Below are 20,820 nucleotides of genomic sequence, written 5' to 3' on the forward strand. Positions count from 1 at the left end.
AAATTTTATGAATAATTTTTTTTTAGAAGATATTGTCAATAAAAAATTATCATCCAATGAATGTAACGATATAGTTCCTAATGGTTTACAAATTGAAGGGACAGCAGTAATAAAAAAAATTATTACTGGAGTTACTGCTTGTCAAGCTTTGTTAGATAAAGCATTATTTTATAATGTTGATACTATAATAGTTCACCATGGTTATTTTTGGAAAAATGAATCAAGATATATACATAATATGCAAAGAAAACGACTAAAAACTATACTTTCTCATGATATTAACTTGTACAGTTGGCATTTACCCTTAGATATACATCCAGAATTAGGTAATAATGCACAAATAGCTAAAAAACTAAATATTCGTATTCAAGGTAATATTTTGCCTTATGTTTTTTGGGGAAGTATAAAAAACAAAATAACAGGTTTCGAATTCGCAAAAAAAATAGAGAAAAAATTTAAAAAATATCCTATACATCTTCATGAAAATGCTCCATTGTATATTAGTCGTATTGCTTGGTGTAGTGGTAGAGGACAAGGTTTTATTAAACAAGCATGTGCATTTGGCATCGATGCTTTTTTAACAGGTGAAATCTCAGAAGAAACTACTCATATCGCTAGAGAGTTAGGTATTCATTTTTTTTCTTTAGGACATCATGCAACTGAAAAAGATGGTGTTAAATCTTTAGGTGAATGGTTACATAATAAATATAATTTATGTGTTAATTTTATTGATATTTATAATCCTGCATAATCTTATTAAATACATTAATGTATTTTTTATTATTGTTAAAACTAATTCAATTTTTTAAATTATATAGTAATTAATATATTTATACATTTCTATAAATATATTTTTTTGTTTAAAATATTTATAAAATTTTATGTAAAAACTTTTTTAAAAGAAAATTATGAACAAAAATAAAACAAAAAATTTATTAAATTCCTCTTGGTTATCTAGAGAAAACCAAGGTTACATAGAAAAAATATATAAAAATTTTTTAATAGATGCTGAATCTGTGGATATTATGTGGCATGAAGCATTTTTAGAACTTTCTAAAAACGAAAAAAATCCTTATAAGATAAATAATACAAATAAAAATATAGATTCACTTATTAATAAAATTAATCATATTATCAATTCATTTCGTATACAAGGTTACAAAAAATCTTTAATTGATCCGCTTGAATTGAAACAAAAAAAAAATATTATAGATTTAGATCTGTCATCTTATAATTTTACACAAGAAGAAATAAATAAAAATATTGAAATAAATTTCAAGAACTGTACTAATTTTAAAAGTGACGTAATAAGTTTATATAAAATATTATCTAAAAAATATTGCGGTTCTATTGGTTTTGAATATATGTATATAGATAATTTATTAGAAAAACAGTGGATTACAAATTATATAGAATCTTACTTTGATGAAAATCTATTAACTGTAGAAGAAAAAATAAACTTTTTAAAGGAAATAACTTATGCTGAAACTTTAGAAAAATATATTGGTAAAAAGTTTCCTGGTGCAAAGCGTTTTTCTTTAGAAGGAGCAGAAACATTAATTCCTATGCTACATGAAGTAATAAGGTTTTCAAAAAAAAATAATATATCTGAAATAATATTAGGTATGGCTCATAGAGGTAGATTAAATGTACTTGTTAATGTTTTAAATAAAAGTCCAAAAATTTTATTTGATGAATTTTCTGGTTTATATTCATGTAGAAAAAGAAGTGGTGATGTAAAGTATCATATGGGAGGAACTGCAGAAATAAAAAATGAAAAAAAAATAACATTCAATATGGCATATAACCCATCTCATTTAGAAATAATTAATCCAGTAATTGCAGGTATAGCTCGATCTTATATTGATGAAATGAAAAAAGTCGATAATGAAATTATACCTATTAGTATTCATGGAGATGCTTCTGTAATTGGTCAAGGAGTGGTACAAGAAACATTAAACATGTCTCAAACAGAAGGTTACCAAATAGGAGGAACTGTTCATATAGTTATTAATAATCAAATTGGATTTACTACTTCTAATCCTAAACATCTTCGTTCTAGTCGATACTGTACTGATATTGCCAAAACAATTCAAGCACCTATTTTTCATGTTAATGCAGATGATGTAGAAGCATCTATTTTTACTATTCAACTAGCCCTTAATTTTAAAAAAAAATTTAAAAAAGATGTTTTTATTGATTTAGTTTGTTATAGACGTAATGGACACAATGAAGTAGATGAACCATCTGTTACACAACCTATAATGTATCGTAAGATAAAAAATCACTTTACTGTAAGAAAAATATATTCTGATTTCTTAATATCTAAAAATATTATTTCTCTTGAAAAGAATCAAGACATTATAAATAAATATTTATCTAAATTACAAACAGGACAATATATTTTTTCAAAACATAAAAAAATATGTTTTAACGAAGAAAATCGTCTAGAAGAAAAAAAAATAAAAAGAACAAAAAAAACTATAAAACTTTCTAAGTTACAAAATTTGGCTTGTATCATCAACAATATTCCTGATTCAGTTAAAATGCATCATCGAGTTAAAAAAATTTACAAAGAAAGATTAGAAATGTCTCAAAGGATGAAATTATTTGATTGGGGAGCAGCTGAAACATTAGCTTACGCAACAATTATTAATGAAGGAATCTCTTGTCGTATTTCTGGAGAAGATGTAAGAAGAGGTACTTTTTTTCATCGTCATGCTTATATTTATGATCAAATTAACGGTTCCACTTATGTTCCATTAAATAATATTAGTAAACAACAAGGAAAGTTTCAAATTTGGGATTCTGTATTATCAGAAGAAGCAGTTTTAGCTTTTGAATACGGATATTCTTTATTTCCATCTAATACACTTACTATTTGGGAAGCTCAATTTGGAGATTTTATTAATGGTGCTCAAATAGTTATTGATCAGTTTATAAGTTCTGGTGAACAAAAATGGAATAAAAAATCTAATTTAGTCCTTTTTCTACCTCATGGTTACGAAGGACAAGGACCTGAACATTCATCGTCTAGAATCGAACGATTTCTTCAACTTTGTGCTGAAAAAAATATGCAAGTATGTATCCCTACTACATCATCACAAATATTTCATATTTTACGACAACAAATATTTAAGAAAATTTATAAACCATTAATTATTTTTACTCCAAAATCTCTTTTAAGAAATCCGATGGCAAGCTCTTCTTTAGATGCTATTGTTAATAGTAAATTTCAAAAAATAATAGATGAAATAGATATTGTTGATAAACAAGAAAAACGTCTTATTTTCTGTTCTGGAAAAATATATTATGATTTATTAAAAAATCGTCGTGAAAAAAAAATTAATTCTATTCTTTTAATCCGTATTGAACAGTTATATCCATTTCCTAAAACTGAAATATTACAAATACTAAAAAATTATTTTTATATAAAAGATTATATATGGTGTCAAGAAGAACCTTATAATCAAGGTGCATGGTTTTATATTAAAGATCACCTGAATGATATATTACCATCAAATTCTTTATTAAAATATATCGGTCGTACATCTTCAGCTTCACCTGCAGTTGGCTGTATTTCTATTCATAAAAAACAACAAGAAAGAATAATTCACAATGCGTTAAATATCAATTCAACAATAGGATAAAGAATGAAGAAGATGAATATTCTTGTTCCAGATTTACCAGAATCTGTTAGTGATGCAACAGTTGTAAAATGGCATAAAAAAATAGGAGAAAAAGTTAATTCTAATGATAATATAGTTGATATTGAAACAGATAAAGTGATGTTAGAAGTATCTTCTCCATGTGATGGAATATTAAAATCTATTTTAGAAGAAGAAGGGAAAATAGTTAAATCTCAACAAATACTAGGTGAAATTAATCAGTTTGATATTATTCATAATAATATTATAGAAAAAGATAATTTATTAAATACAAAAAAAAATTATGTAAATAAGGAAGAAAAAGAAGATGTAAAATATTCTTCTTTTCAAAATAACGAACAGCATCTTACTCCATCTGCAAGAAGATTAATTAAAATAAATAATGTTAATAAAAGTTATTCAAATAAAATCATAGAAACAGATAATCAAATTAATTTTGAAAAAATTATAAAAAAAGAAGAAAAAAAATTAAATAAAACTCTATTAAATAATAATGCTTTAGATTTCGATGAAGATAAGGAAAAAGAAAACAAAAAATTCGAAAATAGAGTAAAAATGACTCGATTACGTCAAAGAATTGCAGAACGATTGCTAGATAGTAAAAATAATACAGCTATGCTAACAACTTTTAATGAAGTAAATATGCAACCAATAATACTTCTACGCAAAAAATATGGCGAAGATTTTGAAAAAAAACACAGTATTAGAATTGGATTCATGTCTTTTTTTGTAAAAGCAGTAGTTCAAGGTTTAAAAAATTTTCCAGAGATAAATGCTTATATAGATAAAACGGACATAGTTTTTCATAAGAATTTTGACATAAGCATTGCTGTTTCGACACCAAGAGGATTAATAACACCAATACTAAAAAATGCTGATAAAATGTCAATGTCAGAGATAGAAAAAAAAATAAAAGACTTTTCTATTAGAGGCTTTCAAAACAAAATTAATATTAAAGAATTGATAGGTGGAAATTTTACTATTACTAATGGGGGTATTTTCGGTTCTTTAATATCTACACCTATTATAAATCCTCCTCAAACAGCTATATTGGGTATGCATATGATTCAAGAACGTCCAGTAGTTGTTAATGGAAAAATTAAAATCCTTCCAATGATGTATATAGCATTATCTTATGATCATCGTTTAATAGATGGGAAAGAATCTGTAGGGTTTTTAGTAAATGTAAAAAATATATTAGAAGATTTTACTCGTATTTTAATTGATGTTTAAAATTATTTTTTATCATTTAATATTTAATACTTTAAGAGTACAGTGATTAAATTAATTATAAACTGTACTTTTATTATTACAATTAAAAATAAAAAAAAATTTTTATATAGAAAAAAAATTTTAAAAATAAAAAAAATAATATTTTTATACATAAAGAAAAAGAAGAGAACAAAATGAAAATCAACAAAGTGGTTTTAATTAGACATGGTCAAAGTGAATGGAATGAATTAAATAAATTTACTGGATGGCATGATGCTGAATTATCTGAAAAAGGAAAAAATGAAGCAAAATCTGCTGCTGTATTGTTAAAAAAAGAAAAATTTTTTTTTGATTATGCATATACATCTGTATTAAAAAGAGCTATTCATACTTTACAATACATTTTAGATGAATTAAATCAGAATTGGCTATCAGTTCGAAAATCTTGGCATTTAAACGAAAGACATTATGGTGCATTAGAGGGATTGAATAAAGACGAAGTTATTCAAAAATATGGACAAAAAAAAGTTATGCTATGGAGGAGAAGTTTTAATATTAGCCCTCCTTTAATTGACAGAGAAGACAAACGTTTTCCCGGCAATGACATACGTTATTCTCATTTAAATATTAATGATATTCCTTTAGGGGAAAGCTTAGAAATCACCGTAAAACGAGTTATACCTTATTGGAATAAAGTAATTTATTCTCAATTAAAGAACAATAAAAAAATATTGATTGTAGCACATGGAAATTCTTTACGTGCTTTAATCCAATATTTATATAAAATAAATAATGAAAAAATTTTAGAATTAAATATTCCTACTGCCACACCTATTGTTTTAGATTTTAACCAAGATAATAATCCAACTAAATGGTATTATTTAAAATAATTTTTTTAAAAAACTATTTTTTACTTTTATATTCCTTAAAACTTCAATGCTAAATCGATCCAGTTATATTTAGAATTATATTTATATAAAGTCATATAAATATTTTTTCAAAAAAATATTAAATAGATTTTTCAAATTTTATTTTTAATAAAAATAAAAGAAATAAAATTTTATAGAGGTCAAAAAAAGAGGTTCTAATGATCAAAAAAATTGGAGTCTTAACCAGTGGTGGAGATGCTCCAGGAATGAATGCTGCAATTAGAGGAGTTGTTAGAACAGCACTTAGTGAAAAATTAGAAGTATTTGGAATTTATGATGGATATTTAGGTTTATATGAAAATAGAATGATTAAACTTGATAGATACAGTGTATCTGACATGATTAATAGAGGTGGAACATTTTTAGGATCAGCTAGATTTTCTAGTTTTTATCAAGACAAAATACGTTCTATTGCAGTACAAAACATAAAAAAAAGAAAAATAGATGCTATTGTTGTTATTGGAGGTGATGGATCTTATATAGGAGCTCAAAAATTAACAGAAATGGGTGTTCCATGTATTAGTATTCCAGGTACTATAGATAATGACGTGTCAGGTACTGATTATACAATAGGTTATTTTACCGCTTTACAAACTGTAGTTGAAGCTATTGACCGATTGCGTGATACTTCTTCTTCTCATCAACGTATTTCTATCGTAGAAGTAATGGGAAGATATTGTGGAGATTTAACATTAGCTGCAGCTATTGCTGGTGGATGCGAATTTATTGTATTACCAGAAATTGACTATAAAAAAGAAGAATTAGTTGTTGAAATTCAAGCCGGTATTGCTAAAGGTAAAAAACATGCCATTGTTGCAATAACAGAATATATTTGTGATGTAGAAGAATTAGCACAATATATTGAAAAAAAAACAAATCGAGAAACTAGAGCGACAATTCTTGGACATATTCAAAGAGGTGGATCTCCTGTAGTGTATGATCGTATATTAGCTTCAAGAATGGGTGCATATTCAGTTGAATTATTAATAAAAGGTTATGAAGGTAAATGTGTGGGAATACAAAATGAAAAAATGGTTTTTCATGATATAAAAAATGCACTAAAAAATATGAAACGTACTTTTAAAAAAGATTGGTTAATTACTGCTAAAAAGTTATATTAATATAAAATTAGTGCCGGTTTTACCGGCGCTCTAATTTTTAAATAAAGTATGTGGGCTTTTAAAAAAATGAATATTTTTAGTAAAAATAATATTATAAAAAAATGTTTTATCGAGTTTTTCGGAACAGGTTTAGTAATCTTTTTTGGAATAGGATCCTTAGCTGCTTCAAAATTAACAGATATTAATTTAAATCAATTTGAAATAAGTTGTATTTGGGGTTTTGGAGTATCTATATCAATTTATTTTAGTTCTTCAATATCTGGGGCTCATTTAAATCCAGCGATTACTATTTTTTTTTGGTTATTTGCTAAATTTAATAAAAGAAAAGTATTACCATATATTATATCTCAAATATTTGGTTCTTTTTTTTTTACAACGTTAATATATTATCTTTACAATAATTTGTTACTTTCATTCGAAATGAAAAATCATATTATAAGGGGAACATATGAAAGTCTTAATATAGCTTCTATTTTTTGTGTTTATCCTAACTATAATAATAGTTTTATTTATGATTTCATAATAGAAATTTTTTCAACTGCACTTTTTATGATAATTCTATTAGAGTTTAACAACAGAAATAACAATTGTTTTTTACATAACAAATCTATAGTACCCATCTTAATAGGTCTCTTAGTTTGCATGATTAATTTAGTTATCAACCCCTTAAATAACATAACGTTAAATCCAGCACGAGATTTAGGTCCTAAAATCTTTCTAAGTTTAACTGGATGGGGTGTTTTAGCTTTTACTGGAGGAAACGAAAATATTTTGTATTGTTTAATTCCTATAATAGGTCCAATTTTAGGTGCTAACTTAGGTGGATGGATACATAAAATATTAATTAATAACAGTTAATCTTTTTTTTAAGTGATATCATGAGCAATTCTTATAATTTTTAAAAATTCTTCAGAACTTAAAGATGAATTACCAATTAAAAAACCATTTATATCCGGCTGTTCAATAAATTTTTTTGCATTAGAATGATTGATAGAACCACCATATTGGACCGTTATATCTTCTGCTTTAATTAAATCATATTTTTCAATATAACTTTTTATAAATTTATGTATACATTGTACGTCTTCTGGATTAGCTGATAAACCTGTTCCAATTGCCCAAACAGGTTCATAAGCAATTATTGTATTTTTAAATGCCGATTTTCCTAATTTTTTAAATATAGAATTTAATTGTTTCTTAATAATTGTTTGAGTTTGACCATTTTTCTTGTCTATTTCTGTTTCACCTATACATAAAATAGGTATCAAATTAAATTTTTTAATTAAATGAAATTTTTTAGCGATAATATTATCAGTTTCATAATGTAATAAACGTCTTTCAGAATGTCCAACAATAACGTATTTTACTCCTATGTCTTGTAGCATTAAAACAGAGTTTTCACCAGTAAATGCTCCTTGCAAATTAATATCTATATTTTGTGCACCAAGCATAATATTCATGTTATTTATATTTTTATATACTCTTTCTAAATATATAGTTGGAGGAGCAATTATAATAGTATTTTTTTTTAAATAAGTTGATGAGTGAAACTTTAAATATTCAAAAAAGTTCGCAATCATTTTTTTACTTCCGTTTAATTTCCAATTAGCTATAATAAAAAATTTTTTCATTTATTGCCTTAATAAAAATATTGTTTTTAAATTATAGAAACTAAGCTTTCTTATAAAAAATTATATAAACTTAGTTTCTATTGTAAAAAATATTAAAAAATATTACTTGTATATATTTGTCCGATCTCGTAATTTTTTTCCTGGTTTAAAATAAGGAATATACTTTTCATTTAATTTCACTATTCTTCCAGTCTTAGGATTTCGACCCATACGAGAAGAACGATAATGTAGAGAAAAACTACCAAAACCTCGAATTTCAATTCTTTGTCCTTGTGCTAATGACGTAGTCATATGTTCTAACATTTCTTTCGTAGCACGTTCTATCATTTTGTTTGAAATATGAATTCTTTGTTCAGCAATCTTTTCGAATAATTCTGACTTCGTCATAAAACCTCTATAATTTACAAATCTTAAAAATATATGGATTTTATTACATTTTAAACAATACTTATATGAAAAAATATATATTTTTCATAAAATAAACAATTATTCAGTGTTTTTAGCTGCTTTAAATGCTTCTGTCATAACGTTAGAAAAAGCATCATCACTCTTTTTACTATTAGAAGAAGTCGTTAAATCTTGTTTTTCATTTTCGTTTATATTATGAATTGTAAGATAAATTATTCTATTTTTTCGATCAAAATTAGATAATTTAACTAAAAGGTTATCTTCAATTTTTAATTTATTAATTATCTGTTCAGAATGTAAACGAGGAATATCAGATAATTTTATAATCCCTTCTAACTGTTCTGGTAATTTTACAATAATATTTTTTTTATCTAAAGATTTAATTTGACCACTAACAATTGCACCTTTTTTGTGATTTGTAATATATACGTTAAAAGGGTCTTCTTCTAATTGTTTAATTCCTAAAGATATACGTTCTCTTTCTGCATCTACTTGAAGAACTACGGCGGAGATTTCATCATTTTTTTTATATTTTTTAACTGCTTCTTCACCAGGCATTGTCCAAGAAATGTCAGATAAATGTACTAATCCGTCAATACCTCCATTTAAACCAATAAAAATACCAAAATCTGTAATAGATTTGATTTTTCCATTAACATGAATCCCTTTCTTATGAGTTTCAGAAAACTCTTTCCATGGATTAATCTTACATTGTTTTAAACCAAGAGAAATACGACGACGTTCTTCATCTATATCTAAAACCATAACTTCAACGATATCATTAACGACTACTACTTTCGATGGGTGGATATTTTTATTAGTCCAGTCCATTTCAGATACATGTACAAGACCTTCTACTCCTTCTTCAATTTCCACAAAACAACCATAATCTGTTAAATTTGTTACACGTCCGCTTAATTTAGTTTCTTCTGGATAACGCTTAGAGATAGCTATCCATGGATCTTCACCTAGTTGTTTCAATCCTAATGAAACACGTGTTCTTTCTCTATCAAATTTTAAAATTTTAATATTAATTTCGTCACCTACATTTACTATTTCACTAGGATGCTTGACCCTTTTCCAAGCCATATCAGTAATATGTAGAAGACCATCTACACCACCTAGATCTACAAAAGCTCCATAATCCGTTAAATTTTTCACAATCCCTTTAACATGCATGCCTTCTTGTAAATTTTCTAATAATTGATCTCGTTCAGCACTATTTTCCGATTCAATAACAGCACGACGTGAAACAACAACATTATTACGTTTTTGATCTAATTTTATTACTTTAAACTCTAATTCCTTTCCTTCAAGATGTACTGTTTCTCGAACCGGACGAACATCTACTAAAGAACCTGGTAAAAATGCACGGATATCATTTAGTTCAACAGTAAAACCACCTTTAACTTTACCATTGATAATTCCAATAACCGTTTCTGATTTTTCATGAGCTTGTTCTAGTATTAACCATGCTTCATGACGCTTTGCTTTTTCACGAGATAAAAGTGTTTCACCGAAACCATCTTCAATAGCATCTAAGGCAACATCAATTTGATCTCCTACGTTTACATCTAAAAAACCTTGAGAATTTTTAAATTGTTCCGCAGGAATAGCAGATTCAGATTTAAGACCCGCATCAACTAAAACTATATCTTTTTCTATAGCAACAATAGTACCGCGAATAATTGAACCTGGACGAGTTTTAATTTCTTTTAGCGATTCTTCAAATAATTGAGCAAAAGATTCATTCATATTAATAATTTTAAGAAATTTTTATTAAACGTTCATTTTAACTTCATGTTAAAATGAGCCTATTTTATATATCTTGTAATAATCCTTATCAAAGAGTGTAGTTTTTAAAATATTAAATTAATTTTTAAGTATATTTTTATTGTTTTCAATAATACATTCCATTAACTTTTTTATAACTTCTGATAAACTCATATAAGTCGAATCTAATATTATAGCATTTTTTGCTATGCATAAAGGAGAAATTAATCGATTTTGATCACGTTGATCACGATTTTTCATTTGTTTAAATAATTTCTTAAAATCAATATCATGACCATTGCTTTTTAATTCTAACATTCTTCTTTTTACACGTGTTTCTAAATTAGCATCTAAAAAAAATTTAAGCACAGCATCTGGAAATACTACTGTACCCATGTCCCGTCCTTCTGCTACCAAACCAGGCGAACGTCTCATTAATCTTTGTTTTTTTAATAAAATTTTTCTAACACGAGGATAAACTGATAGTTGAGAAGAAACCTCACTTATTATCTCAAGATTTTTTGATTTATAAAAACAATTGATAGTTTTTTTTTAATTAATGAAAAATCTAAATTTTTTAACAATCTAATGATATTATTTTCAATAATAGTAATATTTTTATTTAATGCTAAAAATGCAACTAATCGATATATTTTACCTGATTCCAATAAAGACCAATTCAACTTATATGCTATTATTTTAGAAATTGTGCTTTTACCAACACCACTAGGACCATCAATAGTAATAACAGGAATTTTATTTTTCATATTTTATCTTTCTAATGTGCAAAAAGTTCTATTAAAAAAATTTTATAAAATTTATCAGATATTACTGATAGACAAAAAATCTTTAAAATAAGATGGAAAAGTTTTTGAAATACAATTAGGATTAAGTATGTTTACACCTATTCCAGATAAAGATATAAGAGAAAAACACATCGCCATACGATGATCGTTATAAGTTTCAATATTTGAATATTTAAAAATGACAGGAGGGGTAATAGATAAAAAATCTTTTCCTTCTTCAACTTTAGCACCAATTTTTCTTAACTCGATAGTCATTGCAGATAAACGATCAGTTTCTTTGACTCGCCAGTTGTATATATTTCTAATAGTCGTAGTACCTTTAGAAAAAAGAGCTACTATAGCAATCGTCATTGCTGCATCAGGAATATGATTCATATCTAAATCTATTGCATTTAATTCATTGCGAGTACAAGTAATAGAATAATCTTCCCAATAAATTATCGCGCCCATTTTTTTAAGAATATTTGCAAACTCTATATCGCCTTGAATACTTTTTTTACCAACACCAGTAACTTTAATTGAACCACCTTTAATAGCAGCAGCAGCTAAAAAATAAGAAGCTGAAGAAGCATCTCCTTCAATTATATAGTTTCCAGGTGTTTTATATTCTTGTTGACCCTTGATATAAAATACAGTATAAGAATCATGTTTAATATTTACGCCAAAACATTTAATTAAATCGAGTGTAATATCAATATAAGGTTTAGAAACTAAATTTCCTTTAATAAAAATAGTAGTATTTTTTAGAGCAAGCGGAGCACTTATTAATAATGATGTTAAAAATTGACTAGAAATATTACCGTTTAAAAAAATAGATCCACCAATAAAACCACCTCTTGTTAGTATTGGAGGATATCCTTTATTTTCCTCATATTCTATAACAGCACCTCCTTGTTTTAAAGCATCAACAAGATGTTCAATAGGTCTTTCACGCATTCTATCATCTCCACTTAATAAAACCTTATTTTTATGTAAAGATAATACAGAAAGAAGAGGTCGTATAGCAGTACCTGCATTACCTAAATATAATGAAATAGGCTGAGATAAATGAAAAGCTTGACCGATACCTTGAATACAACATGCTTTTTTATCATCTGATAAAGAATACTTCACACCTAATTTTTTTAAAGCATTTAACATGTGTTGTGTATCATGACTATCTAATAAATTATCTAAATATGTTATACCCTTAGCTATTGAAGAAAGCAACAAAACTCTATTCGAAATACTTTTTGAACCTGGCAAAAAAACGGTTCCATTAACATAAGATATTGGTTTTAAATTAAAAGAATCTTGCATAATAAATATACGCTCTATTTAATTAAAGTTAAAATAGCATTTTAAAAATTAAATTAGATATAATCTATCCATATCGATTTTCAAAATAGGACATAAATTTTATTAAAGATTTAATACCTTCTAACGGCATAGCATTATAAATAGATGCACGCATCCCACCTACTATACTATGTCCTTTTAAATAATTTAAACCTAATTCAGAAGCTTCTTTCAAAAAAATTTCATTTAATTTAGGATCAATTAAATGAAATACAACATTCATTTGCGATCTATTTTTACTATCTATCTTATTAATATAAAAATCACTATCATCTATTTTTTTATATAGCAAGTCTGATTTTTTTTGGTTTAATTTTTCAATTTCTTTTAATCCTCCTTGTTTTTTCAACCATTTAAAAACTAATCCTGACAAATACCAGGAAAATGTCGGGGGCGTATTAAACATAGAATTATTTTCTGATATTTTTTGATAATCTAAAATAGAAGGAACAATATTAGACGAATATCTTATAAGTTTTTCTCGTATAATAATTATTGTTATACCTGCAGGACCAATATTTTTTTGAGCACCTGCATAAATAAGATCATAATTTTTAACATTAATTACACGTGATAAAATAAAAGAAGAAAAATCTCCGATAATAATTTTATCTTTAAACACTGGTTCTTCATAAATAGATAATCCATCTATTGTTTCATTGGGACAATAATGAACATATGCTGCATTTTTGTTGATATTCCACTGATTCATGGGTAAAAGAGATTCTTTTTCATTATAATTTTTTTTAATAAATACAGATCGAGGAGTACAATATTTTTTAGCTTCTATAAATGCACAATTTGACCAATAACCACTATTTATATAATCTGCTGTTCCTGAATTATTTAATAAATTCATGGGAATAGCAGAAAATTGTCCTCTGGCACCGCCTTGACAAAATAATACTTTAAAAGAATCAGGTATTTTTAATAAATCTCTTAAATCTTTTTCAGCCTCTAAAGCAACCTGGATAAATTCTTCACTACGATGACTGATTTCCATTATAGAACAACCTATTTTTTTCCAGTTTTGCAACTCTTTTTTAGCTTGATAAATGACATCTTTTGGAATCATAGCTGGACCGGCACTAAAATTATAAACTTTATTCATTCTTTCACCAATTATATTAATGTTATACTTATAAACTAGTTTATAAATTTTAAGCCTTGCATATATTTTTTTTGAAGAATTTTAGGAATCTCTACACGACCATCAGAATGTTGATAATTTTCTAGAATAGCTGCTAATGTTCTACCTATTGCTAAACCTGAGCCATTTAGTGTATGTACAAAAAAATTTTTTTGTTTAGATTTGTTTTTATAACGAGCTTTCATACGACGCGCTTGAAAATCATTCATATTAGAACAAGAAGAAACTTCTCTGTATTTTTCTTGAGAAGGAAACCAAACTTCTAAATCATATGTTTTTACAGCTGAAAAACCTATTTCTCCTGTACATAAAAGCATTTTTCTATATGGTAAATCTAAAAGTTGTAAAACTTTTTCAGCATGATTAGTTAGGTTTTCTAATGCTTCCATAGATTTTTCTGGTGCAACGATTTGAACTAATTCTACTTTATCAAATTGATGCAACCGAATTAATCCTTTAGTATCACGTCCATAAGAAGATGCTTCTGATCGGAAACAAGGAGTATGCGCGGTCAACATAATAGGTAAATCTTTCTCATCTATTATTTGATTATAAACTAAATTAGTTAATGGAACTTCTCCAGTAGGAATTAATATATAATTTTTTTTATCCGAAAAATTTATATGGAATAAATCATCACTAAATTTTGGCAATTGTCCTGTTCCATATAAAGCTTCAGAATGAACTAAATAGGGGACGTAAGATTCAATGTAACCATGATCTATAGTATGCAGATCCAACATAAACTGACTGAGTGCACGATGTAAAAGTGCAATTTTTCCTTTCATAAAAACAAAACGTGATCCTGACATTTTTGCTGAAGATTTCCAATCTAATTCATTAAATTTTTTTCCTATTTCCACATGATCTTGGACTATGAAATTATACTTCTTTTTTTGACCCCAATATTTAATTTCTTTATTATTAATACAGGTTTTTCCTTCTGGAACATCATCAGAAGGAATATTTGGAATACACATAGAAAAATGATGTATTTTTTCTTTTAAAGCGTTAAGTTCAATTTTAGAAGCATCTAAATCTTTACCTAACTGTATAACTTTATTTTTTAATAATTCATGTTCATTTTTAATAATCTTAGCTTCTTTAATAAGATTAGATAAGGAATTGCGCTTAAATTGTAAATTTTCAGTTTGTATTTGCAATCTTTTTCTCTTATCTTCCATATGAGATATTTTAGAAATATCTAATTTATAACCTTTTTTTAATAGCTTTCTAGCTGTTAAATGCAATTCATTTCGTAATAAATAAGGATTTAACATAGAATTTTTTTGCTCTTTTTAATTATCAATAAATATTATTATTTAATAAAGTTTATAAAATATTTTATCAGTGAATAATACAAACAGTAAAAATTTTAGATTTTTTTATTTAGATTTTTAATATATATAAAACAAATATTTTTTTAATCAAGACATGTAATTTACATATATTAAGACGTATTTTATAAAATTAAAACAAATATAATAGTATTGTGAGAAAAATTTTTATCAAAAATAATCTTACTTATTTTTTGAAAATATCTTATATAAAATATACCATATAAAAAATATTTGATTGTTAGTAATGTATAAAAAATATAATATTTATTATATTCTTCGATTAAATTAATTGCAGAGATATTTATTTTAAGGAAATTCAAAATGCATAATGTTAAACATAGCAAAATAATTATTCTAGGGTCTGGTCCAGCAGGATACACTGCGGCAATATATGCTTCAAGAGCTAATTTAAATCCTATTTTAATTACTGGAAAAAATAAAGGAGGACAACTAATGAACACTAGTGAGATTGAAAATTGGCCAGGAGATGGAGGTAAAATCAGTGGTTCAGAATTAATGAACCGTATGCATAAACATGCTATTCAACTCAAGACTAAAATCATTTCTGATACTATAACTTCAGTGGATTTTAAAAAAAAACCTTTTTATTTAATAGGGGAAAACAATAAATATACTGCTGATTCAATTGTTATTGCAACTGGAGCAAATCCTCGTTATTTAGGACTAAAATCAGAGGATGATTTTAAAGGAAAAGGCGTTTCCACATGTGCTGTATGTGATGGTTTTTTTTATAAAAATAAAGAAGTTGCAGTTGTAGGGGGAGGAAATACAGCTATAGAAGAAACTTTATATTTGTCAAACTTTGTTAAAAAAGTTTATTTAATACATCGTGGTGTTAATTTTAGTGCTGAAAAAATTTTATTGAACAGATTAGAAAAAAAAATAAAAACTCAGAAAATCATAATTTATTTAAATTCTACTGTAAAAAACATATTAGGAAATTCTTCTGGTGTTACCAGTTTATTGGTTGAAAAAAAAAATTCACAAGAAAAAATAGAACTAAAAATCCAGGTTTCTGGACTATTTGTTGCTATTGGATACACTCCTAATACAAATATATTTGTTAATAAATTAAAAATGAAAGATGGTTATATTGAAGTAATACATGAAACACATGGAAATTACACTCAGACAAGTATACCTGGTGTATTTGCTGCTGGAGACGTAATAGATCATGTATACAGACAAGCAATTACATCGTCTGCTAGTGGTTGTATGGCAGCACTAGATAGCGAACGCTATCTTAATTCCTTAACATAAAAAAAGTTGTATAAGAAACATTGTATCATAAAAACATACTAGTCAAAATGACTAGTATCTGATATAATAATCCTAAAATTTTTCAATATATTATTGATGAGGATAAAATGGCTAAAGAAGAAAATATTGAAATGCAAGGAATTGTAATAGACACATTGCCAAATACCATGTTTCGTGTTGAACTAGAAAATAAACACATTATTACAGCACATATTTCAGGAAAAATGAGAAAAAATTATATTAGGATATTAACTGGAGACAAAGTAACTATAGAGCTAACACCTTATGATTTAACCAAAGGAAGAATTATTTTTAGAAGTCGCTAATAAAAATTTAGATAAAAAATAAAATTAAAAAACATAAAAAATCATAAAAATCAATTACTTCTAAAAAATAAAATTCATTTCCTAAAAACTTATCTAAATTAATAAATCTTCTAAAAAAATAAAACGAAATAAATTTTTTTGTTTTTTAAAAATAAAAAAATTTTAAAGAGAATTTATGCGTACTAAATATTGTGGAAATATTCGAATAATTCATTTAAATAAAATAGTAAAATTATGTGGTTGGGTAAATAAAATCAGAAATTTTGGTCAATTTATTTTTATTGATATGAGAGATTATACTGGTCTTGTTCAAGTCATTTTTGAATTAAAAAATAATATAGTTTTTAAAAAAGCTTTAACTTTAAGAAATGAATTTTGTATTCAAGTTTCTGGTATAGTTCAAAAGCGAGAAGAAAAAAATAAAAATACAAAAATGAATACTGGAGAAATAGAAATTGTAGCAAAGGAAATAAATATTTTAAATACTTCAAAATCATTACCATTAAATTATACACAAAAAAATAATGATGACTCAAGATTGAAATACAGATATTTAGATCTACGTTCTTTAAATATTTTAGAAAATCTTAAAATTAGAAATAAAATCACTTATTTAATAAGAAATTTTATGATGAAAAGAAATTTTCTAGATATTGAAACTCCCATTCTTACGAAATCTACACCAGAAGGTGCAAGAGATTATTTAGTACCAAGTCGCAATCATCTTGGAAAATTTTATGCGTTACCTCAATCTCCTCAACTATTTAAACAAATGTTGATGATTGGAGGTATAGACAGATATTATCAAATAGTAAAATGTTTTCGTGATGAGGATTTACGTTCAGATCGACAACCAGAATTTACACAAATTGATATTGAAGTTTCTTTTATGAATGCCCAAAAAGTTCGTAATTTAATAGAAAAACTTGTAGTAACAATTTGGTCAAAAATAATAAACTTTAATTTAATTAAATTTCCTAAATTATCTTTTTATGAATCAATGAAAAAATATGGATCGGATAAACCAGATTTACGAAATCCAATAAAAATTATTGACATTTCTGATATTTTTAAAGATGAAAAATTTATATTATTTTTTAATTTAGATTCAAAAAAAAATAATCGAATAGCATTGCTATGCATTTCTAGAGGCGCAGATATAAGTCGAAAAAAAATTGATGCTTATACTAAATATATACAGAAATTTAATGCAAAAAAATTATTTTATATAAAAATAATAGAAAGCAATTTTGGATGCAGAAGTATTTATAGTTCTATAAAACATATCTTAGATGAAATTACTTTAAAAAAAATAATAGAAAAAAGTAAAGCTAAAAATGGAGATATATTATTTTTAATTGCTGATCAAGAATCTATTGTTAATAAATCTCTTGGTATGTTACGTTTAAAATTAGGAACTGATCTTAATATTACTAAAAAAAATAGTTGGAAACCAGTTTGGATAGTTAATTTTCCTATGTTTAGTAAAGATGTTCATGGAAATTTTTCTTCTGTTCACCATCCATTTACTGCCGTCAAAAACATGAATATAAAAAATTTAAATAATTCACCTGAACTTGCTGTGTCAGATAGTTATGATCTTGTGATAAATGGCTATGAAATTGGTGGAGGTTCAGTACGTATTCATGATGTTAATATACAGAGAAAAGTATTTGATATTATTGGAATAAAAAAATCAGTACAAAATGAAAAATTTGGATTTTTGATAGAAGCATTAAAATATGGAGCTCCTCCACATGCGGGAATAGCTTTAGGATTAGATAGAATAGTCATGCTTTTAACCAATAGTGCAAATATTAGAGATGTTATTGCATTTCCAAAAACAACATCAGCAACTTGTTTAATGACTAATTCTCCTAGTAAAATAAGTAATTCAATATTACAAGAATTGGCTATAAAACTTTTAAAAAATAAATGTTAAAAAATTTTATTTTTAATAAAAACATTTTTTATTTTGCTTAATAAGAAAAGGATAAAAGAACACAAAACAATAGATGGACTAGATGGTGTATTGTAAAAAAAAGATAAAAATATTCCTCCTGTAACAGATAAAATACTTACTATTATAGCAATAATAACCATTTTTTCTGGAGAACCTGAAAAATGCTGTGCGGTTGCAGGTGGAATGATTAATAAAGAAGTAATCAATAAAGCACCTACAAATTTCATTGCTATAGAAATAGTAAAAGCAGTCATTAACATAATAGCTAAACGAGCATAAAAAACGTTTATACCGTCTATTTGAGCTAATTCTTCATTGATGGTTGCCGATAAAATCATATTCCACTGACAAAGTAAAATGCTAAGTATTATTATACTACTTATTGAGATAACAATTAAATCATGTTCTGTAACAGATAGTAAATCACCAAATAAATAATGTGTGATGTTTACTTCTTTATTATTAGAAATTAAACTAATAAAGACCATTCCTAAAGATAACGAGCTATGTGATACTATACTTAATATAGTTTCTAATGAAACAGGTAATAATTCTTCTAACCATGCTAAAATAATGGCAATTAAACTCATAAGAAGAAAAAGAGCACAAAACGAGTTAATATTAAATGCAATAGATATTGCTATACCAAGCAAAGAAGAATGTGATAAGGTATCACCAAAAGATGACATCCGCCGCCAAACTACAAATGAGCCTAATGGACCAGTTGTTAAAGATAGAATAACACCTGCTAACCATCCTGGAAAAATTAGTTCGAACATAAAAACCACTCTATAATTACATTGTTGTATATTTAAAAATTATGTACATGATTATGGTCATGATGATAAACTGCTAATTCTTGGACACGTTTAAATCCAAATATAGAAATAAATTCTAAATTATTACAAACAGTTTCTGGTGTTCCAGAACAACAAATATGATTATTTAAACAAATTACATCATCTGTTTTAGCCATAACAAAATCTAGATCATGAGATACGATTAAAATGGAACATTTTAACTCATGTCGAATTTCATTAATTAGTTTGTATAAAGCTAATTGTCCCATTGTATCAACTCCTTGTATAGGTTCATCTAGAACCAAGAGATTAGGATTATTTAATAAAGCTTTAGCTAAGAGAATGCGTTGCATTTCTCCACCCGACAATTTTTGTAATTGGTAAGTTTTTAAAGATTCTGCATTAACACGTTTTAACATTTCTGATATTTTTTTGTTATTTGTTCTTTGCGATAATTGCATAAATCGTTCTACTGTAACAGGTAATAAAGTATTAAGATTTAATTTTTGAGGAACATAGCCAACAGATAAATTATATGAGCGGATAATTGAGCCTGAACTAGGCTTGATTAATCCTAAAATAATACGTACTAGAGTAGATTTTCCAGCTCCGTTAGGTCCAATTAAAGTAAGAACGCGATTAGGAATTAAAGATAATGATATATTAGTGAGAATAGAACGATTAGATAAATTGACATAAACATTGTTTAATTTTACTAATTGCAACATAGTTTTATGAATTATTTTTTTTAATCCTAGTATTATAAGATATATTTTTTAAGTTGAATATAAATATTATATTAATTATCAATTTATTTTTTTAAATTCTAATATGCATATAAATATAATTAAAATGTCAGAATTCTGAACATGTATTTTAAACAAATCATTCTTGAAAAGATTGACTAAAATTGACTGTACTAAATAACTTTATACGTATAAGGGTAGTTCTTAACATAAATCACATATTCTAAAAAAAAAATCTATTTTTTTAAATTAAAGTAAAAAAAACAATGCTAAATATTTTTTAAAGAAGTATATCTTAGGAAAGCTTTATTGATAAATATAACTGTAT

Annotated in this window: 19 protein-coding genes; 9 read left to right on the top strand and 10 right to left on the bottom strand. The window is 25.8% G+C overall.

Features of this window, described 5'->3' with window-relative positions:
• The first annotated feature begins 7 nt into the window (after positions 1-7).
• The 6 genes from D9V71_RS01525 (at position 8) to D9V71_RS01550 (ending at position 7,788) form a co-directional block, all read left to right on the top strand.
• Entirely contained in the window at positions 8-751 is a 744-nt protein-coding gene (locus D9V71_RS01525) for a Nif3-like dinuclear metal center hexameric protein (RefSeq protein WP_158340625.1), read from the top strand.
• Between the two features lie 157 nt (positions 752-908).
• On the top strand, positions 909-3,650 hold the full coding sequence (locus D9V71_RS01530; protein ID WP_158340626.1) for a 2-oxoglutarate dehydrogenase E1 component: 2,742 nt from the start codon (positions 909-911) through the stop codon (positions 3,648-3,650).
• Between the two features lie 3 nt (positions 3,651-3,653).
• Positions 3,654-4,901, top strand: coding sequence for a dihydrolipoyllysine-residue succinyltransferase (sucB, locus tag D9V71_RS01535; RefSeq protein WP_158340627.1), 1,248 nt, complete (start codon positions 3,654-3,656; stop codon positions 4,899-4,901).
• 173 nt (positions 4,902-5,074) lie between these two features.
• On the top strand, positions 5,075-5,770 hold the full coding sequence (gene gpmA, locus D9V71_RS01540) for a 2,3-diphosphoglycerate-dependent phosphoglycerate mutase (RefSeq protein WP_158340628.1): 696 nt from the start codon (positions 5,075-5,077) through the stop codon (positions 5,768-5,770).
• A gap of 197 nt (positions 5,771-5,967) precedes the next feature.
• Positions 5,968-6,930 carry a 6-phosphofructokinase gene (pfkA, locus tag D9V71_RS01545; protein ID WP_158340629.1) on the top strand — a complete coding sequence of 321 codons (963 nt, stop codon included), beginning with the start codon at positions 5,968-5,970 and terminating at the stop codon, positions 6,928-6,930.
• Between the two features lie 66 nt (positions 6,931-6,996).
• Positions 6,997-7,788, top strand: coding sequence for an MIP/aquaporin family protein (locus D9V71_RS01550; protein WP_158340630.1), 792 nt, complete (start codon positions 6,997-6,999; stop codon positions 7,786-7,788).
• 8 nt (positions 7,789-7,796) lie between these two features.
• Here the strand turns inward: D9V71_RS01550 and tpiA are convergent, their stop codons facing one another.
• The 8 genes from tpiA to serS all read right to left on the bottom strand — a co-directional run bounded on the left by tpiA (position 7,797) and on the right by serS (position 15,316).
• Positions 7,797-8,561: a triose-phosphate isomerase gene (gene tpiA, locus D9V71_RS01555; protein WP_158340631.1), complete on the bottom strand. Its 765-nt coding sequence runs from the start codon at positions 8,559-8,561 to the stop codon at positions 7,797-7,799.
• 102 nt (positions 8,562-8,663) lie between these two features.
• Positions 8,664-8,948: an integration host factor subunit beta gene (gene ihfB / locus D9V71_RS01560; RefSeq protein WP_158340632.1), complete on the bottom strand. Its 285-nt coding sequence runs from the start codon at positions 8,946-8,948 to the stop codon at positions 8,664-8,666.
• A gap of 99 nt (positions 8,949-9,047) precedes the next feature.
• Positions 9,048-10,724 (bottom strand): 30S ribosomal protein S1, encoded by a 1,677-nt coding sequence (gene rpsA / locus D9V71_RS01565; RefSeq protein ID WP_158340633.1) that lies wholly within the window; start codon positions 10,722-10,724, stop codon positions 9,048-9,050.
• A 117-nt stretch (positions 10,725-10,841) separates the two neighbouring features.
• On the bottom strand, positions 10,842-11,285 hold the full coding sequence (cmk, locus tag D9V71_RS03170) for a (d)CMP kinase (RefSeq protein ID WP_347877304.1): 444 nt from the start codon (positions 11,283-11,285) through the stop codon (positions 10,842-10,844).
• Complete coding sequence (locus tag D9V71_RS03175) at positions 11,249-11,509, bottom strand: (d)CMP kinase (RefSeq protein ID WP_158340635.1); 261 nt, start codon at positions 11,507-11,509, stop codon at positions 11,249-11,251. Before D9V71_RS03175 ends, cmk begins: the two co-directional genes overlap by 37 nt.
• A 54-nt stretch (positions 11,510-11,563) precedes the next feature.
• Positions 11,564-12,847 (bottom strand): 3-phosphoshikimate 1-carboxyvinyltransferase, encoded by a 1,284-nt coding sequence (gene aroA, locus D9V71_RS01580; RefSeq protein ID WP_158340636.1) that lies wholly within the window; start codon positions 12,845-12,847, stop codon positions 11,564-11,566.
• A 64-nt stretch (positions 12,848-12,911) separates the two neighbouring features.
• A complete protein-coding gene (serC, locus tag D9V71_RS01585) occupies positions 12,912-13,997 on the bottom strand; it encodes a 3-phosphoserine/phosphohydroxythreonine transaminase (RefSeq protein WP_158340637.1) in 1,086 nt (361 codons plus the stop codon).
• 35 nt (positions 13,998-14,032) lie between these two features.
• Positions 14,033-15,316 carry a serine--tRNA ligase gene (gene serS / locus D9V71_RS01590; protein ID WP_158340638.1) on the bottom strand — a complete coding sequence of 428 codons (1,284 nt, stop codon included), beginning with the start codon at positions 15,314-15,316 and terminating at the stop codon, positions 14,033-14,035.
• A gap of 381 nt (positions 15,317-15,697) precedes the next feature.
• Here serS and trxB point away from each other — a divergent pair, with 381 nt between their 5' ends.
• The 3 genes from trxB to aspS all read left to right on the top strand — a co-directional run bounded on the left by trxB (position 15,698) and on the right by aspS (position 18,925).
• Positions 15,698-16,657, top strand: a complete 960-nt coding sequence (gene trxB, locus D9V71_RS01595) for a thioredoxin-disulfide reductase (RefSeq protein ID WP_158340639.1) — start codon at positions 15,698-15,700, stop codon at positions 16,655-16,657.
• A gap of 107 nt (positions 16,658-16,764) precedes the next feature.
• A complete protein-coding gene (infA, locus tag D9V71_RS01600; RefSeq protein WP_158340640.1) occupies positions 16,765-16,983 on the top strand; it encodes a translation initiation factor IF-1 in 219 nt (72 codons plus the stop codon).
• Between the two features lie 175 nt (positions 16,984-17,158).
• On the top strand, positions 17,159-18,925 hold the full coding sequence (aspS, locus tag D9V71_RS01605; RefSeq protein ID WP_158340641.1) for an aspartate--tRNA ligase: 1,767 nt from the start codon (positions 17,159-17,161) through the stop codon (positions 18,923-18,925).
• Here aspS and znuB read toward each other — a convergent pair.
• Together znuB and znuC are read right to left on the bottom strand one after the other, a co-directional pair.
• On the bottom strand, positions 18,922-19,725 hold the full coding sequence (gene znuB / locus D9V71_RS01610) for a zinc ABC transporter permease subunit ZnuB (protein ID WP_158340642.1): 804 nt from the start codon (positions 19,723-19,725) through the stop codon (positions 18,922-18,924). The genes aspS and znuB overlap by 4 nt on opposite strands.
• Before the next feature lie 32 nt (positions 19,726-19,757).
• Positions 19,758-20,474, bottom strand: a complete 717-nt coding sequence (gene znuC / locus D9V71_RS01615) for a zinc ABC transporter ATP-binding protein ZnuC (RefSeq protein ID WP_158340643.1) — start codon at positions 20,472-20,474, stop codon at positions 19,758-19,760.
• Between the last annotated feature and the right edge of the window lie 346 nt (positions 20,475-20,820).

This window comes from Buchnera aphidicola (Macrosiphum euphorbiae) (assembly GCF_005237295.1).
GTDB lineage: Bacteria > Pseudomonadota > Gammaproteobacteria > Enterobacterales > Enterobacteriaceae > Buchnera > Buchnera aphidicola_AP.

Excerpts from the sequence above, each read along its gene's own strand:
- infA (WP_158340640.1), top strand. The coding sequence starts at position 16,765 with ATGGCTAAAGAAGAAAATATTGAAATGCAAGGAATTGTAATAGACACA.
- znuB (WP_158340642.1), bottom strand. The coding sequence starts at position 19,725 with ATGTTCGAACTAATTTTTCCAGGATGGTTAGCAGGTGTTATTCTATCT.
- D9V71_RS01530 (WP_158340626.1), top strand. The coding sequence starts at position 909 with ATGAACAAAAATAAAACAAAAAATTTATTAAATTCCTCTTGGTTATCT.
- gpmA (WP_158340628.1), top strand. The coding sequence starts at position 5,075 with ATGAAAATCAACAAAGTGGTTTTAATTAGACATGGTCAAAGTGAATGG.
- sucB (WP_158340627.1), top strand. The coding sequence starts at position 3,654 with ATGAAGAAGATGAATATTCTTGTTCCAGATTTACCAGAATCTGTTAGT.
- rpsA (WP_158340633.1), bottom strand. The coding sequence starts at position 10,724 with ATGAATGAATCTTTTGCTCAATTATTTGAAGAATCGCTAAAAGAAATT.
- tpiA (WP_158340631.1), bottom strand. The coding sequence starts at position 8,561 with ATGAAAAAATTTTTTATTATAGCTAATTGGAAATTAAACGGAAGTAAA.
- trxB (WP_158340639.1), top strand. The coding sequence starts at position 15,698 with ATGCATAATGTTAAACATAGCAAAATAATTATTCTAGGGTCTGGTCCA.
- D9V71_RS01550 (WP_158340630.1), top strand. The coding sequence starts at position 6,997 with ATGAATATTTTTAGTAAAAATAATATTATAAAAAAATGTTTTATCGAG.
- serC (WP_158340637.1), bottom strand. The coding sequence starts at position 13,997 with ATGAATAAAGTTTATAATTTTAGTGCCGGTCCAGCTATGATTCCAAAA.
- D9V71_RS01525 (WP_158340625.1), top strand. The coding sequence starts at position 8 with ATGAATAATTTTTTTTTAGAAGATATTGTCAATAAAAAATTATCATCC.
- aroA (WP_158340636.1), bottom strand. The coding sequence starts at position 12,847 with ATGCAAGATTCTTTTAATTTAAAACCAATATCTTATGTTAATGGAACC.
- pfkA (WP_158340629.1), top strand. The coding sequence starts at position 5,968 with ATGATCAAAAAAATTGGAGTCTTAACCAGTGGTGGAGATGCTCCAGGA.
- aspS (WP_158340641.1), top strand. The coding sequence starts at position 17,159 with ATGCGTACTAAATATTGTGGAAATATTCGAATAATTCATTTAAATAAA.
- znuC (WP_158340643.1), bottom strand. The coding sequence starts at position 20,474 with ATGTTGCAATTAGTAAAATTAAACAATGTTTATGTCAATTTATCTAAT.
- ihfB (WP_158340632.1), bottom strand. The coding sequence starts at position 8,948 with ATGACGAAGTCAGAATTATTCGAAAAGATTGCTGAACAAAGAATTCAT.
- D9V71_RS03175 (WP_158340635.1), bottom strand. The coding sequence starts at position 11,509 with ATGAAAAATAAAATTCCTGTTATTACTATTGATGGTCCTAGTGGTGTT.
- serS (WP_158340638.1), bottom strand. The coding sequence starts at position 15,316 with ATGTTAAATCCTTATTTATTACGAAATGAATTGCATTTAACAGCTAGA.